The following is a 15,691-nucleotide window of genomic DNA, read 5'->3' as shown; positions in this document are numbered from 1 at the left end:
GGTGCGAACCACACCGTTTCCCGCCACCCTGCGCAGGCAGTGGGGACTCGACCTGAGTCCCGCCCAGCTGTACGCGATCCTGCGGCTGCGTCAGGACGTCTTCGTCGTCGAGCAGAACTCGATCTACTGCGACGTGGACGGCCGTGACCTCGAACAGGGAACACGGCACTTCTGGCTGGAAGCGGACGGATCACACGACCCGGTCGCGTACCTCAGGCTGCTGGAAGAACCCGACGGCACCTTCCGCATCGGACGCGTCGCCACCGCGCGCATGGCCCGAGGGCGAGGCTTCAGCCGTCGCCTGATGCACGCCGCACTGGTCGATGTGGGCAACACGCCGTGCGTGCTCGACGCGCAGACGTACGTCGTCGACTTCTACGCGTCGTTCGGCTTCGTTCCGGAAGGGGACGAGTTCATCGAGGACGGGATTCCACACCTGCGGATGCGGCGCACTCACTGATCACGCGCACCGCGCGCTCGATGTCGGCCTCGGTCAGGTCGGCGCGCGCGGTGAGCCGCAGCCTGCTGATCTGGTCCGGCACCGACGGCGGGCGGAAGCACCCGACGACCACGCCGTTCGTGCGGCAGGCCTCAGCCCACCGGAACGCCTGCTCCGGGCCGGGCGCCCGCACGCTGACCACGGCCGCGGTGGGCGTGCTGACCTGGAAACCGGCCTCCTTCAGGCGGTTGCTCAGGTCGTGCGCCACCATCAGCGCGCGCTCGGGGCGGTCCGGTTCCTCGCGCAGGATCTTGATCGCGGCGAGGGCCGCCGCGGCACTGTTCGGCGCGAGGCCCGTGTCGAAGATGAACGTACGGGAGGTGTCGATCAGGTGCTTGATCACGCGGCTCGGGCCGAGCACCGCGCCGCCCTGCGCGCCGAGCGACTTGCTCAGCGTCAGCGTGGTGATCACGTCCGGCGCCTTGATGATGCCCGCCTCGGCCACGGCACCGCGACCGCCGGGTCCGACGACACCGAGACCGTGCGCGTCGTCCACCACCAACGCGGCACCCGTCGCGCGACAGGCCTCATGCAGCTCGTTGAGTGGTGCGATGTCACCGTCGACGCTGAAGACCGAGTCCGTGACCACGATCGCGCGCCGCTTGCCGCGGGTCTCCAGCGCGTGCCGGACCTTGCCGACGTCGCAGTGGTCCGCGACGACGACGTCCGCCTTGGACAGACGCGTGCCGTCGATCAACGACGCGTGGATGTGCTGGTCGGCCACGATCGCCGTGCCGGGACCCGTCAGCGCCGTGACCGCGCCGAGGTTCGCCATGTAGCCGCTGCTGAACACCAGCGCGGACTGCGCGCCGCAGAAGTTCGCGAGCTCGTACTCCAGCTCGTTGTGCAGCTCCGTCGAACCCGTGACCAGGCGCGACCCGGTGGAGCCCGCACCCCACTTGAGGGTGGCAGCGGCAGCGGCACCGGCGACGCGCTTGTCCCTCGCGAGCCCGAGGTAGTCGTTGCTCGCGAGGTCGAGGTCCGTCGAGCCCGCCGTGCGCGGCCGCACGCGACGGGTCAGACCGGCCTTGGCGCGCGCTTGCGAGCGGACGTCGATCCAGTCGAACGTCGACTCACCACCGCTGGAGATCGTCTCGGTTGTGCTCACGGTCACCGCCTGAGTCTCCCATCCGCCGACTAGCGTGCCGCTCGTGGACCTGTTCACCTTCACGCGTGCCGAACTCACCTCGCCGGTGCAGTTCGTCGACGGCCGCTGGGTGGTCTCGGCCTACGACGACGTGCGCGCCGTGCTGGCCGATCCGGTCACCTTCCTGCCCGACAACGCCCTGACCGCCGTGACTCCGGTGGCGCCCGCCGCGTTGCGCGCCCTGGTGAGGGCCCGCTTCTCGTTGCCGCCGACGCTCGCGAACAACGGCTCCGACTCGCACGCCGCCCTGCGTCGGCTGGTGGCGTCGTTCTTCACGCCGGTCCGCGTCGCCGCTGCGGAGCCTCGCATCCGGTCGCTGGTTTTGGAACGGCTGGGTGGCGCGGATCTCGTGCGTTCGCTCGCGTGGGACCTTCCGGCGATCGTGCTGATGGAGCTGCTCGGCCTGGAGAACGTCGACATCCCCACGTTGAAGCGGTGGAGCACCGGTTCGCTGGAGTTCTTCTGGGGTGACATCACCCGCGAACGGCAGCTGGAGCTGGTCGACGACGTCGGCGACTTCCACCAGTGGCTGATCAAGCGCTACCACGCGCGGGACGGTGAGCTGTTCTGCGCGCTGGCCGACGCCGGCGTGTCCGCCGAGGACTCCGCCGGTCTCTGCTACTTCCTGCTGATCGCGGGTCAGGAGACGACGACTCAGTTGTTGTCCACGGCGTTGCGCCGTGCGTTGCAGGACCGCGCGTTGTGGGCGCGTCTGGCCGAACCCGGCGTGGCTGAGTCGTTCGTGGAAGACGTCCTACGGACCGATACGCCTGTCGTGACGTGGCGGCGGCTGACCGCTCGTGAGGTCGTGTTGTCCAGTGTGCGCGTTCCTGCCGGTGCGGAGCTCGTGTTGTTGTTGAGCGGTAAGGAAACCGACCCGCGGCATCTGGCGTTCGGCTACGGGCGCCACTTCTGCCTCGGTGCGGGCCTGGCTCGGCTGGAGGCCGCGGTGACGTTGCGGACCGTCGCCGAGCACGAGCCGTCGTTGCACCTGACCGGAGACGACCCGGAGTGGCTGAACCTGCTGTCGTTCCGCGCGCCGAAGTCGGTCACGGTCGCGCGATGAGCTGTGCGTGCCTCCACGCCGCGGCGAGCGCATCGCGTTCCTGCTCGACCAGGGCATGACGGCCGGCGAGATCAGGGCCGGGGTTATCTCGCTCGCCGACACGCTCGCGACTGGGGTTTGATGCGGTGGTGATGAACCGACAGCTCTCGGGAGTCCGGAAGAAGTCGCTGCTGGAGATGCTCGGCCCGGTGCCGGACGTCGACCCCGACCGCTACGGCGAAGGCGGGCCGGTGGGCGCGCTGGAGACGCGGGTCGCACAGCTGCTGGGCACCGAGGCCGCGCTGTTCGTGCCGACGGGCACCATGGCGCAACAGATCGCCCTGCGCTGCTGGTCCGACCGCACGCACAACCCGATCGTGGCGATGCACCCGCTGGCGCACCCGCTGCACCACGAAGACGACGCCCTGACCGTGCTCTCAGGTCTGCGCCCGATCAAGGTGCGCAACGCCGACGTGGCCACGTGCCCGGAGCCGTTCGGCACGCTGCTGATGGAGGTCCCGGACCGCGAGGCGGGCTTCATCCTCCCGACCTGGGACGAGCTGGTCACCGTCGTCGACGCGGCCCGCGAACGCGACGCGGTCGTGCACCTCGACGGCGCGCGCCTGTGGGAGAGCACCTACGGCCTGGGCAAGCCGCTGAACGAGATCGCGGGCCTGTTCGACTCGGTCTACGTGTCGTTCTACAAGTCGCTGGAGGGCATCTCGGGCGCCGCGCTCGCCGGCACCCAGGACTTCGTCGACCAGGCACGCGTGTGGCGGCACCGGTACGGCGGCATGCTGTTCCAGCAGTGGCCGGCCGCGTTGTCCGCACTCCACGGCCTCGACACGGTGCTGCCCCGGCTGGGTGAGTACGTCGCGCACGCCAAGGTCGTGGCGGCCGCGATGGGACTTCCGGAGCCGCACACCCACCAGTTCTCGTTGCACCTGCCGGGTGATCCGGCACGGCTGACCGAGGCGAGCGGGAAGTTCCTCGGGTCGTTCTGGCGGGACGGGACGCTGGCGAAGACGGAGATCACGGTGGCGGAGCCCGCGCTGGAGTGGACCGGGGACGAGGTGCGGGAGGCCTGGACCGAGCTACTCGCCGCGCTGGGCTGAGCGCTCGATCTCGGCGAGGTTCGCGGCGTAGATCCGTTCACCCGCGTAGTCCTGCCGCGCCCGGCACTCCGCGAGCGCCAGCCGGGTGTTCTCCGACGCCGCGTCCAGCTCGCCCAGGTTGAAGTGGTTGAGCCCGAGCAGGCCGTGGATCTTGCCGAGGTAGCGCGTGCCCGCGGTGCCCGTCACGGCGGTGAGCAGTTCCCGCAGGACGTCGTTGCTGGCCGGGTACCGCCGGGTGTCGCTGAGGTCCTGGGCGAACGCGAGCCGGTCACGGGTGTGCGCCAGCTCGCGGCCCGTCTCGGTGCCGTCGGTGATCTCCTTGGCCACGAACAGGGTTTCCGCGTTCTCGGTGTAGATCCACACGCCTTCGAGGTCGTTCAGCTCCCGGCAGCGCCGCAACGCGTCACGGGTGTGCTCGAGCGCCTCGTCGACGTTGCCGAGCCGTTGCGCGTTGGCACCGAGCAGTCCGGAGATCTTGGCGCGGAGCTCGTCGACGCCCGGTCCGGACGAGCCCTCGACGTCTGCCAGCAGTGACCGGAGCTCGTCGGTGCTCGCCGCGTGCTCACCCGCGTCGTGCAGGTGCTGCGCCCGCTGGTAGGCGTAGTTCCAGGCGTTGATCGGGTTCGCCGCACCCTGCGGGTTGAGCCGGTTCATCGGCTCCGGGTGCCCCAGTGCCTCCAGCACCTGCGCGGTGGCGATCAGGACGCTGCCGTACGCGTTGATGCTCTGCGGATCGGCGCGGATCTCGGCAGGGACGACCGCCCAGCCGTTGAACTCGCGCACCACGGTCTGCGCGTGCGTCCGGCACAGCTCGATGAACGTGTGCTCGTCGCCGGTGTGATAGGCGACGAACAGTCGTTGCCAGAGGTCGGTCACGTGCGTTCCCCTCAGCCGATCTCGTCGAACAACCGGGCGCGGAACAGGCCTCCAGGCCACTGCGCGGTCGTCACGCCACCTCGACGGCTGAAGTCGGGGCCCGGCTGCGACGGGTTGTGCCGCTCGACGTTGTTCTCCGGCGCGTCGACGGCGACGGTGACGTGCGGCAACCCGGCGCCGTCGAGCGCGTTGAGGATCGCGGCCGTGGTCGCGCACCGCTCGAACCTCATGCCTGCCGCCACCAGAACCCACATCGGCGCGTCGATCGTCGTGGTGCGCAGGGTGCCGTCGGCGAAGTGCCCGACCGGTGCCACGTCGGTGGCGAGCCAGCTCAGCGAGCCGACCGCACAGTTCGCCGCCGAGGCCAGTTCGTCGTGCCGCGCGAGCGCCCACTCGGCGATCAGGGCCGCTTCGCCCTCGCAGGAGCCGATCACCACGACGTGGCAGTCGCGGCCACGGCCGAGCCACCGCCGTTCCAGCTCCACGTACGACGGAGGAACGCGGTGGCCGCGGCGTTGGCCGAGACGCGTCACCGCGGTCCAGTCCAGCGTGGCGGTGCTCCAGGCGGGCGGTCTGTCGGCAGGCCGCGCGGTGGACGCGGGCAGCACGACCGCGCGTCCGCCGTCGACCAGCGGCAACGGGAAGACGCCGGTGAGCACCTCGGTGTCGTCGATGTGGATCTTGGTGGGCATGCCGAGCCTGCAGAGCCCCGCGTACACCGCGGGCAGGTCGGTGGGCACCGTCGCGGAGAGCTCCAGGCGGCGCAGGCACTCGTCGGGTGTCTGGACGCCGAAGAACTCGGTGTCGAGCAGGGCCCGCCAGACGACGTGCGGCCGGTCCTGGAGAAGGGTGTACAGGTGGTGCTCGGTGCGCCCGGCGACGACCGTGGAGCGGTCGGCACCGACCAGCAGGTCGAAGTTCTGCGCGGAGTCGGCGGTCAGCGCCTCGAGGGTGCACCAGGCGCGGGTGAGGTAGTCGTCGGCGTCGTCGAGCAGGATCGCCGTGCGCCCGATGATCTGGTGCACCGCGAGATGGGTCAGCCCCTCGTCGAACGCCAGCTGTTCGGCTCGGGTGCGCGGAGGCTGCGGCATGCAGCTGTAGTCGTACCAGAGCAGGACGCGGTCCAGGAGCCGCCGCAACCCGGGATGCCCTGCGACGAGCGCGCGCAACCGGCTGAGGTCCTCGTCGGCGTGGCTCGCCGGAACGCCCCGGTCGGCGGTCTCCCGTTGCAGCGGCCAGATCTCGGCGTGCAGCGCGTCCAGCCCGGCGGGGTCCAGCGCGGGACGCAGCACGTTGACGATCAGCGCCTCGGCGAGGTCCGACCCGGACGCCCCGACCGGCACCGGCGTGAGCCTGCTGACCTTGCGAGGTGTGTGCAGACCGCGTTCGTGCGCGACGTACACCGCCTCGCACAGCGCCGCGACGAGCTGCCAGGCGATGAGCCGCGCCTGCCGGCCGTCCGGGTCCGGCGCGGTCGGCGTGAGCCAGCGGTGGGAGACGAAGCAGTAGTAGTTGCCGGGGGCGGTGCTCGCCACGAGATCGCCGGTGACCTTTTGCATCCGCTGGAACCGACCGGCTTCGATCAGGGCGGGCAGCGGCAGCCAGTACGAGTCCGGCACGTCCACTCGCGCGTGCTGGGTGAACAGCTGCGGCTCGTCCCTGTCGTCCGCCGCGTCGAGGAACATCTTCGGCGGTGCGCTCAGCGGGAACGACCACACGAGCCCGTCGTCGGGCTCGCCGTTCTCCGGCACCAGGGTCAGGTTGAACAGGTCGTCCTGGACGGTGAACCGCATCCGCCCGTCCGGTGCCGCGATCGGCCTGTGCCGCAGCTTGCGGGTCTGCGTGAGCAGCAGGTCCAGATCGGCGGGAGTGCGGCGGCGGAGCTCCCGTTCGGCGTCGAGCCGTGCCCTGGCGAACGTCTGCAGCGGCCCGTAGCTGTCGAACGGGGTCGCCGCGAGCGAACGGAACCCGATCTCGTCGTACGGCGCCTGCCCCGCCGACCGCGCGTACTTCAGCGCCCTGGCCGCCGCTTCCCGCGCGGGCAGACCGCTGACCAGGTCCGGCCTCATCGCCAGTTCCTCCGGCGGTACCGACTCCCACCCGCCGAGATCGACGTCCCACCCCATCTGGCTCACCCTAGAGAGAGACGATCACCACGTCGAGGGACCTTCCGCGGGCGATGTCGCTCACCTGGCTGTTGGTCCCGGGGGTGCGAAATGCGACGATGCCGGGGCTGTGAGGGGAGCGCGAGGAAGCCGGTGCGAATCCGGCGCCGTCCCGCGACTGTGACCGACCGCGTGTCGGGAGTCAGGAACTCGTCCCCCTCTTACCCCACCGACCGCGGGCGTGGACACCCGAGGAAGGACCTTGCCGAGCATGTTCCCCTTTTCGGCTGTCGTCGGACATGACGACCTCCGGCTGGCCCTGTTGCTCAACGCCGTGCACCCCGGCATCGGCGGTGTTCTCGTCCGCGGCGAGAAGGGGACCGCGAAGTCGACGATCGTGCGCGCCCTCGCCGCGTTGCTGCCGGAGCTGGCCGTGTCGCGCGGCTGCCGCTTCGGGTGCGTGCCGGGCAGCACGGACTGCCCCGACGCGCCGCACGACGGCACGGAGACCCGCCCCGCCCGGCTCGTCGAGCTGCCCGTCGGTGCCACCGAGGACCGGCTGGTCGGCTCGCTCGACCTGGAGAAGGCGCTGACCGAGGGTGTCCGGGCGTTCCAGCCCGGTCTGCTGGCCGCGGCGCACCGGGGTGTGCTCTACGTCGACGAGGTCAACCTGCTGCACGACCACCTGGTCGACCTGCTGCTCGACGCCGCCGCGATGGGGCGCGCGCACGTCGAACGCGAAGGCGTGTCGGTCTCGCACCCGTCCCAGTTCCTGCTGGTCGGCACCATGAACCCCGAGGAGGGCGAGCTGCGGCCGCAGCTGCTCGACCGGTTCGGGCTGACCGTGGCGGTGAAGGCCGCGCGGGACGTGAGCGTGCGCACCGAGGTGATCCGGCGCCGCCTCGCCTACGAGGCCGATCCCGTCACGTTCGCGGCGAAGTGGGAGGCGGAGGACGCGAAGCTCCGGCAGCAGATCGCCGACGCCAAGCGGAAGCTACCGCAGGTGTCCCTTCCGGACGGTGAGCTGCGCCGGATCGCCGCCGTCTGCGCGGCCTTCGAGGTCGACGGCATGCGCGCGGACCTCGTCGTGGCGCGTGCCGCCACCGCCCACGCGGCGTGGCGCGGCGCCGGGCAGGTCGAGGAGATCGACGTCGAGACCGCCGTCCGGCTCGCGCTGCCGCACCGGCGCCGCCGCGACCCGTTCGACGAGCCCGGCATCGAGGAGCAGCAGCTCGAGGACGCCATGCGCCAGGCGGCCGAGCACGCGGAAGAACCGGACGACGGCCCCGACGACGACGGCCCCGGTGGAGGCGAGCTGCCCGAGCCGCAGGAAGGTCCGAAGGGCAACGGGAACGCGCCCAACGACCGTCCGGCGCCTGAGCCCGCGCCCGCGTTCAAGGCGCGCCTGCTCGAGGTCCCCGGCGTCGGGGAAGGCGCGCCGGGCAAGCGTTCCAGGGCCCGCGCCCGCACCGGCAGGATCGTCCGTTCGTCCAAAGTGGACGGAAGCGGCCTGCACCTCGTCGACACCCTCACCACCGCGGCACCGCACCAGCAGGCGCGCGGCCGCAGCGGCCCTGGGCTCGTGCTCACCGGAACCGACCTGCGCAGGGCCGTCCGGGAGGGCAAGGAGTCGAACCTCGTGCTGTTCGTCGTCGACGCCTCCGGCTCGATGGCGGCGCGACAGCGGATGTCCGCGGTCAGCGGCGCGGTGATCTCCCTGCTGCGCGACGCCTACCAGCGCCGCGACAAGGTCGGCGTGGTGACGTTCCGCGGCAGCCAGGCCGAGGTCGCCCTGCCCCCGACCACCTCCGTCGACGCGGCCGCGACCAGGCTCAAGAAGATGCGCACCGGTGGCAGGACCCCGCTCGCGGACGGCCTGCTGAAGGCCCACCGGGTGCTCGAGATCGAACGGCTGCGCGACCCGCGCAAGCGCCCGCTCGTCGTCCTGCTGACCGACGGCCGCGCCACGTCGTCCGGACTCGGCGGCGACCCCACCAAGGACGCGCTCAAGGCCGCCGGACTGCTGGAGCAGACCGCCGTCGTGGTCGTGGACTGCGAACAGGGCCACGTCCGCCTAGGCCTCGCGCAGAAGATCGCCGAAGCGCTGCAGGGCACGTGCGTCAAGCTCGACCAGCTGTCCGCCGACCACCTCGCCGGCGTCGTCCGGGCCGCATAAGGAGAACCCAGTGCCTCAAGGACAACCCACCGAGGTGCCGAAGGACGGCCTGACCACCCGTCAGCGCCGCAACCGGCCGTTGCTGATGCTGCACACCGGTGAGATGAAGGGGAAGTCGACCGCCGCGTTCGGCATGGCGCTGCGCGGCTGGAACCAGGGCTGGGACGTCGGCGTGTTCCAGTTCGTGAAGTCCGCCAAGTGGAGGGTGGGCGAGGAGTCCGCGTTCAAGGCGCTCGGCCGGCTGCACGAGGAGACCGGCGAGGGCGGCGCGGTCGAGTGGCACAAGATGGGCGAGGGCTGGTCCTGGTCCCGCAAGCAGGGCACCGAGGAGGACCACGCCGCCGCGGCACTCGAGGGCTGGCAGGAGATCGCCCGCCGGCTGCAGTCCGAACGCCACGGCTTCTACGTGCTCGACGAGTTCACGTACCCGCTGCACTGGGGCTGGATCGACGTCGACGAGGTGGTGGACGCGCTGGTCAACCGGCCGGGCCACCAGCACGTCGTGATCACCGGCCGGTACGCGCCGCAGAAGCTGGTCGACGCCGCCGACCTCGTGGTGGAGATGACGAAGGTCAAGCACCCGATGGACGCGGGCCAGAAGGGCCAGCGGGGGATCGAGTGGTGAACAGACTGGTCGTCGCCGCCCCGGCCTCGGGCAGCGGCAAGACCACCGTCGCCACGGGCCTGATGGCCGCACTCCGTCGCGCCGGCTCCCGAGTCGCCCCGTTCAAGGTCGGCCCCGACTACATCGACCCCGGCTACCACTCCCTGGCCACGCGGAGACCGGGCCGCAACCTGGACCCCGTGCTGGTCGGCGAGCACCGCATCCCCGGCCTGTTCGCGCACGGCTCCAAGGGCTGCGACATCGCCGTCGTCGAGGGCGTGATGGGCCTGTTCGACGGCCGCGTCGACACCGCGGGTGTCGGCTCGACCGCGCACGTCGCCAAGCTGATCAACGCCCCCGTGCTGTTCGTCGTGGACGCGCGGGGGCAGAGCCGGTCGCTCGCCGCGCTGCTGCACGGGTTCCGCGGCTACGACCCCACGGTCCGGCTCGGCGGCGTGATCCTCAACCAGGTCGGTTCGGAACGGCACGAGCAGGTCCTCCGCTCGGCGTGCGACGAGGTCGGGCTCGACGTCCTCGGCGTGCTGCCGAGGGATCCTCAGTTCTCCTTGCCCTCACGGCACTTGGGGCTCGTGACGGCGGCGGAGCACGGTCCGGAGGCCGTCGCCGCGGTCGACGCGATTGCCGCCGCGGTGGCCGAGCACGTCGACCTGGACGCCGTGCGCAGGCTCGCCCGTTCCGTGCCCGCGATGGCGGTCGCCGCGTGGGAACCGCAGGTCGAACCCGTCGCGCACGAACCCGTGATCGCCGTGGCGGGTGGAGCGGCGTTCACGTTCGGGTACGCCGAGCACGTCGAGGTGCTGAAGGCGGCGGGAGCGTCAGTCGCCGTCGTCGATCCGCTCAACGATGAAGATCTTCCGGAAGACACGGCGGGGCTCGTCCTTCCTGGCGGATTTCCCGAGCAGCACGCGGAAGCGTTGTCGGCCAACGCGAAGTTGCGCGACGCGGTGGCCCGGTTCGCTCGATCGGGTGCGCCGGTGCACGCCGAGTGCGGTGGGTTGCTGTACCTCGCCAGGTCGCTCGACGGGCACCCGATGTGCGGCGTGCTCGACGCCGACGGGTTCATGACGCCGAAGCTGACCTTGGGTTACCGGGACGCGGTGGCGTCGGCCGGCTCGCCGCTGCACCTGGCCGGCAGCCGCGTGACCGGCCACGAGTTCCACCGTACCCAGCTGTCCACACCGCACTCGGACCCTCCCGCGTGGCACTGGCGCGGCGTCGACTCACGGCCCGTCGCCGAGGGCTTCGTCGCCGGTGGCGTGCACGCGTCGTACCTCCACACGCACCCGGCAGGTGATCCGGAAGCCGTAGCCCGTTTCGTGCGCGCCTGCCACCCGTTCGTGGCCGGAGCGGCAGGCGGTACGGTCTTCGCTTAAGCCTCTCGCCGAAACCCCTGTGGAGCTGTCGTGACGACGACCGGTCGGGTCTCCTTCGTCGGCGCCGGTCCCGGTGCCGCCGACCTCATCACCCTCCGCGGCGCGCGCCGCATCGCGGAAGCCGACGTGGTCGTCTGGGCCCCCAGCGCGGTGGACGCCGAGTGCGTCCGCGAGCACGCCCGTGCCGACGCCGAACTGGTCGACTTCTCCCGCGTGACGCAGGAGGAGATCACGGACCTGTACCGCCGTGCCGCCGCGTCGCGCCTGACGGTCGTCCGGCTGCACGCGGGTGACGCCGCGACCGGTGGTGGCGTGCAGGAGCAGCACGACCTGTGCCTGCGTCTCGGCCTCGAGGTCGAGGTCGTGCCGGGTGTGTCCGTCGTGGCCGCCGCCGCCGCCAAGATCGGCCGCGAGATCACGCTCACCGAGGCGTCGTCGACCGTGCTGATCTCGCCGGAGAGCAGCGAGCTCGTCCAGGAGTTCGCCGCGCTGCAGACCACGATGGCCGCCACGGTCTCGGGCGCGCGCACCGGCCAGTTCGTCGAGAAGCTGCTCCAGGGCGGCTACTCCGAGACCACGCCGGTCGTCGTCGCGTACAAGGTGAGCCAGGCCGACGAACTGGTCGTGCACACCACGATCGGCGAGCTGGAAGCCGTGGTGAAGAAGCACAAGCTGTACCGCCCGACGTTGTTCCTGGTCGGTTCCGCGGTGAAGGCCCCGACCCGCCGCGTCTCGACCTCGGCGACCACCTCGGTGGACGAGCCGATCCGCGCCGCCCGCCCGACCCGCTGGTCGCGCCGCGCCGCCTCCCGCATCTCCACGCGCGTCGACGAGCCCGTCCCCGCGGCCCCGGTTCCCGCCGCGGCTCCTGCCGAGCCGAACCCGGCGTGGACCGCGGTCGAGGAAATACAGCAGTCCGTGCGCAAGCCCGCCGAGGAGCCCGCGCCGAAGCCGAAGCTGACGGTGGTGGCGGCGGAGAAGCCGAAGCCGCCGACGGTGCGCGCCTCGACGGCCACGCCGAAGAAGAAGCCCGCCGCCCGTAAGCCGAAGCGCACCAGCTGATGACGGTGGAGAAGCTGCAGGAGGCAGCGGGCCGGCCCGTCGAGATCGTCGACGCCGCGGACGGCCTGCGTCCCGCGCTGAACGTGTGCCGCGCGCAGTCCGCCGTGATCGTCAAGCTGGCCGAGGGCATCGGTCCGGCCGAGATCGGCGCGGGTCTCGCGGGCTGGCGCCGCACGCTCACCGTGGCGGACTCCGGCGAGCTGTCCACTGTGGACCCGAAGGACGCGGTGACCCGTCGCTGGACCGCGCCCGAAGCGGTGTTGTGCCTGGCGGACAACGAGTTCCTCCGGTCGAACGACGGCTGGGCGCTGCCGGACGAGGCGTTCGCGAGCCGTTCGCACGTGCTCGGCGCCGAGGTCCGCGCGTTCGTGCTGGCGCGGCTCGCCCCACGTCCCGGCGTGCTGGTGTGGGACGTGCTGGCCGGTTCCGGCGCGGTGGGCGTGGAGTGCGCCCGGCTGGGTGCCGCGGTGATCGCGGTCGAGCCCGATCCCGTGCAGTGCGTGCGGATCATCGCGAACGCGTCCGCGCACGGCGTCGACGTCCGGGTCGAGGAAGCCGAGCTGGACACGTCGTCGTTGCCGCGTCCGGACGCGGTGTTCGTGGGGCGTGGTGAGATCGCCGCGGTCAAGGCGTGTGCGGCCGTATCTGCGCGGCGCGTCGTGGTCGCGACGGAGAGCGTGGACGAGATCGTGCCCGCACGGGACGCGTTGCTGGCAGCCGGATACGAGGTCGAGGGCGTGCACTGGACCGCTTCTCGCCTGCTCGACTCGGGTTTCGCGCCCGCGGTGCCCGTGACCGTGTTGTGGGGTACCAAGAAGTGATCGGTGTGTTCGCGGGTCCGGCGCAACGTGGCGACGGAGCCGACCTCGCAGGTCTCCTCGGGTCGGACGCGGTAGTTCCCGATGGTCCGGTGAAGCCCGCGGTGCAGCAGCTGTGGTCGCGGCTCGGTGCGGTGGTCCTGTTCCTGGACGCGGGTTCCGCGGTCCGGCTGATCGCGCCCCTGTTGCGGGACAGGCGATCCGACCCCGCCGTGGTGTGCGTGGACAAGCACTTCGTCGTGGCGCTGGCCGGTGACGCGGACGCGTTCGCCCGGCACGTCGCCGACCTGCTGAACCGCACGGCCGTGGTGACCGGCGGTCCGTCGATCGACTCGGTGCTGGACGAGCTCGTCGAGCAGCTCGACGCCACCGCGGACGGCGACGTCGAGGCCTGCGCCGCCGCCATCGAGGCGGGCGAGAAGGTCGTGCTGCGCAACCCGTTGAACTTCCCGCTGCCCGCCCTGCCGCCCAACGTCGTCGGCGCGGGAGAGGACGCGACGTGGCTGATCGTCGTCGACGACCGCGCGGCCGCCACCAAGGACAACGTGCTGCGGATCGTGCCGCGCACGCTCGTCGTCGGTGTCGGTTCCACGCGCGGTGCGTCGGCCACGAGCGTCGGCGCCGCGCTGGCGGAGCTTGACGCGCAGGGCGGCCTGGATCTGCGCGCCATCAAGGCGTTCGCGACGGCGGACGCCAAGGCCGACGAGCCCGGCATCGTGGATGCCGTGGAGGACTGGGGTTTCTGGCACGGCGACACCGCCGAGCTGCTGACGTTCCCGACCGAGGAGCTCGCGGAGATCGGCGTGCCGAACCCGAGCTCGGTGGTGCGCAACTCGATGGGCACCGCGAGTGTCGCGGAGGCTGCGGCGTTGCGCGGTGCGCAGACGCTCGGGCACGGCGGGCAGGTCGAGCTGGCGGCCGAGAAGTTCAAGCGGGACAACGTGACCGTGGCCGCGGCACGGGTGCTGCCGCGTGGCCGGCTCGCGCTGGTCGGACTCGGTCCGGGGGCGGCGGAGGAGCGCACACCCCGTGCGGAGGCGGAGATCCGGCGCGCGGCGTTCGTGGTCGGCACACCGGAGGCGATCGACGCCGTCGGTCCGCTGCTGCGTTCCGGCACGGAGGTCCGTCACGACGGCGCGTGCGATTTGGCCGCGCGCGGTGCGGCTGTCGCGTTCGTCGCTTTCGGAACCGGACCAACGCTGGACAATCCGGTCGAAGCCGACGTAATTGTTGTTCCCGGAGTCTGGGAACACTGACGTTTTTCCTTCTTTCGTAGGGTCTCTGTCGAAGTTTTCTTGATTACCGTCGCCACGCACACGGCCCACCCTGCCTCGGGCCCGAAGCACTGGAGACCGACATGAGATCGCGTCGTCTCATCGCTGTCGCCTGCACCGCCGGCGTCGCACTGTCCCTGCTGACGATCAACGCTCAGGCCGCCGCGCCCAAGGAAGGCCTCCGCCTGCTCGCCGTCCGCGACTCGCTGACCGCCAGGCACACCTGGTACGAGCAGACCTACGCCGGAAAGCCCGTGCTGGGCGCCTACTACGTGGAGCACGTCGACAAGGCGACCGGTGTGAAGACCGTCGACGACGGCCGGATCGCCGTCGGCACCGTGGACGTCACGCCCGCGGTCACCGCCGAGAGCGCGAAGCAGAAGTCCCAGGGCGTGCCGGAGAACGCGAACCTCAAGGTGCTCGCCGGCACCGGTCTGGTCTACGAGGTGATCTCCGACAACGGCAAGGGATCCGAGCGCACGCTGGTGAACGCGGAGACCGGTGACGTCGTGAAGACGGAGAGCCTGGTCAAGCACGCGAACGGCACCGGCAAGGTGTTCAGCCCGAACCCCGTGTCGTCGCAGCAGAACCAGAACCTGGTCGATGCGAACGACGCCGACTCGGCCGTGCCCGCCGCCGCGTACAAGTCGGTGACGCTGTCCGATCTGGACGGTTCCGGCTACCTCAAGGGCAAGTACGCGGCGTTGACCGGCACCAAGAGCAAGCTCGCGTACAGCGCGAACAACCAGTTCGACTACACGCGCAACAACGACTTCTTCGAGCAGGTCAACGCCTACTGGGGCGTGACGGAGGCGCAGAAGTACATCCAGGGCCTCGGTTTCACCAACATCAACAACGAGGCGCAGAAGATCACCACGATCGGCTTGAAGGACGACAACTCGTTCTACGACCCGTCGAAGGACCAGATCACGTTCGGCAGCGGTGGCGTGGACGACGCCGAGGACGTCGAGGTGGTGTGGCACGAGCTCGGCCACGCGATCCAGGACGCCCAGGTGCCGGGCTTCGGTTCCTCCACGGAGGCGGGCTCGATCGGCGAGGGCTTCGGTGACTGGTGGGCGTTGATCATGTCCTCACGCGACGCGCAGGACACGGCGACGGTTCCGCTGGCGTGCATCATGGACTGGGACGCGACGTTCTACACCACCACGACGCCGCATTGCCTGCGTCGCACGGACACCGAGCTGAAGTACGCCGACCGCAACGGCGAGGTGCACCACGACGGCCAGATCTGGTCGCGCGCTCTGTGGGACGTCTTCAAGAAGTTCGGTCGCGACAAGTCGGCGAAGATCGTGCTGGAGGCGCAGTTCTCGTACTCGCCCTCGACGACGTTCTCCGCTGCCGCCAAGGCGACCGTCGCCGCGGCCAAGAAGCTCTACGGTGACGCGGACGCCGCCACCGTGCAGGCTGCTTTCACGGCGCGTGGCATCGCCTGAGTCAAAAGTGAAGTCGGACTTGTCCGACTAATGGCGGTTCCGCCGCCGAACGTCTGCCCATGACGCTGTGTGTGCCGCCGCTCGACACCCTGCACACACAGCGTCATCGGGAAGGACTGGCT

13 protein-coding genes and 1 riboswitch are annotated in these 15,691 nt (G+C 70.9%); of the genes, 10 read left to right on the top strand and 3 right to left on the bottom strand.

The window, feature by feature from the left end:
- Window position 1 precedes the first annotated feature (1 nt).
- Complete coding sequence (locus tag AOM45_RS34890) at window positions 2-460, top strand: GNAT family N-acetyltransferase (RefSeq protein ID WP_030472840.1); 459 nt, start codon at window positions 2-4, stop codon at window positions 458-460.
- On the opposite strand, the gene AOM45_RS34885 is transcribed toward AOM45_RS34890, so the two are convergent.
- Window positions 414-1,613 carry an 8-amino-7-oxononanoate synthase gene (locus AOM45_RS34885; RefSeq protein WP_236703931.1) on the bottom strand — a complete coding sequence of 400 codons (1,200 nt, stop codon included), beginning with the start codon at window positions 1,611-1,613 and terminating at the stop codon, window positions 414-416. The two genes, AOM45_RS34890 and AOM45_RS34885, sit on opposite strands and share 47 nt — an antisense overlap.
- Window positions 1,614-1,650: 37 nt before the next feature.
- Here AOM45_RS34885 and AOM45_RS34880 point away from each other — a divergent pair, with 37 nt between their 5' ends.
- Complete coding sequence (locus AOM45_RS34880) at window positions 1,651-2,712, top strand: cytochrome P450 family protein (protein WP_201780119.1); 1,062 nt, start codon at window positions 1,651-1,653, stop codon at window positions 2,710-2,712.
- Window positions 2,713-2,843: 131 nt separating this feature from the next.
- Window positions 2,844-3,806, top strand: coding sequence for a threonine aldolase family protein (locus AOM45_RS34875; RefSeq protein WP_081902715.1), 963 nt, complete (start codon window positions 2,844-2,846; stop codon window positions 3,804-3,806).
- Here AOM45_RS34875 and AOM45_RS34870 read toward each other — a convergent pair.
- Both AOM45_RS34870 and AOM45_RS34865 read right to left on the bottom strand, forming a co-directional pair.
- Window positions 3,786-4,682 carry a hypothetical protein gene (locus AOM45_RS34870; RefSeq protein ID WP_030472844.1) on the bottom strand — a complete coding sequence of 299 codons (897 nt, stop codon included), beginning with the start codon at window positions 4,680-4,682 and terminating at the stop codon, window positions 3,786-3,788. The two genes, AOM45_RS34875 and AOM45_RS34870, sit on opposite strands and share 21 nt — an antisense overlap.
- 11 nt (window positions 4,683-4,693) lie before the next feature.
- Window positions 4,694-6,808 carry a hypothetical protein gene (locus AOM45_RS34865; RefSeq protein WP_030472845.1) on the bottom strand — a complete coding sequence of 705 codons (2,115 nt, stop codon included), beginning with the start codon at window positions 6,806-6,808 and terminating at the stop codon, window positions 4,694-4,696.
- Window positions 6,809-6,905: 97 nt separating this feature from the next.
- Window positions 6,906-7,021: riboswitch (cobalamin riboswitch) on the top strand.
- Window positions 7,022-7,058: 37 nt separating this feature from the next.
- On the opposite strand from AOM45_RS34865, the gene AOM45_RS34860 reads away from it, so the two are divergent.
- From AOM45_RS34860 to AOM45_RS34830, 7 genes are all read left to right on the top strand, one after another.
- Complete coding sequence (locus AOM45_RS34860; protein WP_035913454.1) at window positions 7,059-8,963, top strand: putative cobaltochelatase; 1,905 nt, start codon at window positions 7,059-7,061, stop codon at window positions 8,961-8,963.
- Between the two features lie 10 nt (window positions 8,964-8,973).
- Window positions 8,974-9,588 (top strand): cob(I)yrinic acid a,c-diamide adenosyltransferase, encoded by a 615-nt coding sequence (gene cobO / locus AOM45_RS34855; protein WP_030472847.1) that lies wholly within the window; start codon window positions 8,974-8,976, stop codon window positions 9,586-9,588.
- On the top strand, window positions 9,585-10,961 hold the full coding sequence (locus AOM45_RS34850) for a cobyrinic acid a,c-diamide synthase CobB (RefSeq protein WP_174517947.1): 1,377 nt from the start codon (window positions 9,585-9,587) through the stop codon (window positions 10,959-10,961). The genes cobO and AOM45_RS34850 overlap by 4 nt, the downstream gene beginning before the upstream one ends.
- A 30-nt stretch (window positions 10,962-10,991) precedes the next feature.
- Window positions 10,992-12,023: a cobalt-precorrin-4/precorrin-4 C(11)-methyltransferase gene (locus AOM45_RS34845; protein WP_035913458.1), complete on the top strand. Its 1,032-nt coding sequence runs from the start codon at window positions 10,992-10,994 to the stop codon at window positions 12,021-12,023.
- A gap of 5 nt (window positions 12,024-12,028) precedes the next feature.
- Entirely contained in the window at window positions 12,029-12,844 is an 816-nt protein-coding gene (locus AOM45_RS34840; protein ID WP_156094366.1) for a hypothetical protein, read from the top strand.
- Entirely contained in the window at window positions 12,841-14,097 is a 1,257-nt protein-coding gene (locus tag AOM45_RS34835; protein ID WP_030472851.1) for a cobalamin biosynthesis protein, read from the top strand. Before AOM45_RS34840 ends, AOM45_RS34835 begins: the two co-directional genes overlap by 4 nt.
- Before the next feature lie 101 nt (window positions 14,098-14,198).
- Complete coding sequence (locus AOM45_RS34830; protein ID WP_030472852.1) at window positions 14,199-15,569, top strand: M36 family metallopeptidase; 1,371 nt, start codon at window positions 14,199-14,201, stop codon at window positions 15,567-15,569.
- The last annotated feature ends 122 nt before the right edge of the window (window positions 15,570-15,691 follow it).

Source organism: Lentzea aerocolonigenes, from assembly GCF_000974445.1.
In the GTDB taxonomy this organism is placed as follows: Bacteria; Actinomycetota; Actinomycetes; order Mycobacteriales; family Pseudonocardiaceae; genus Lentzea; species Lentzea aerocolonigenes.
This window is presented reverse-complemented; position numbering and strand designations above follow the sequence as displayed.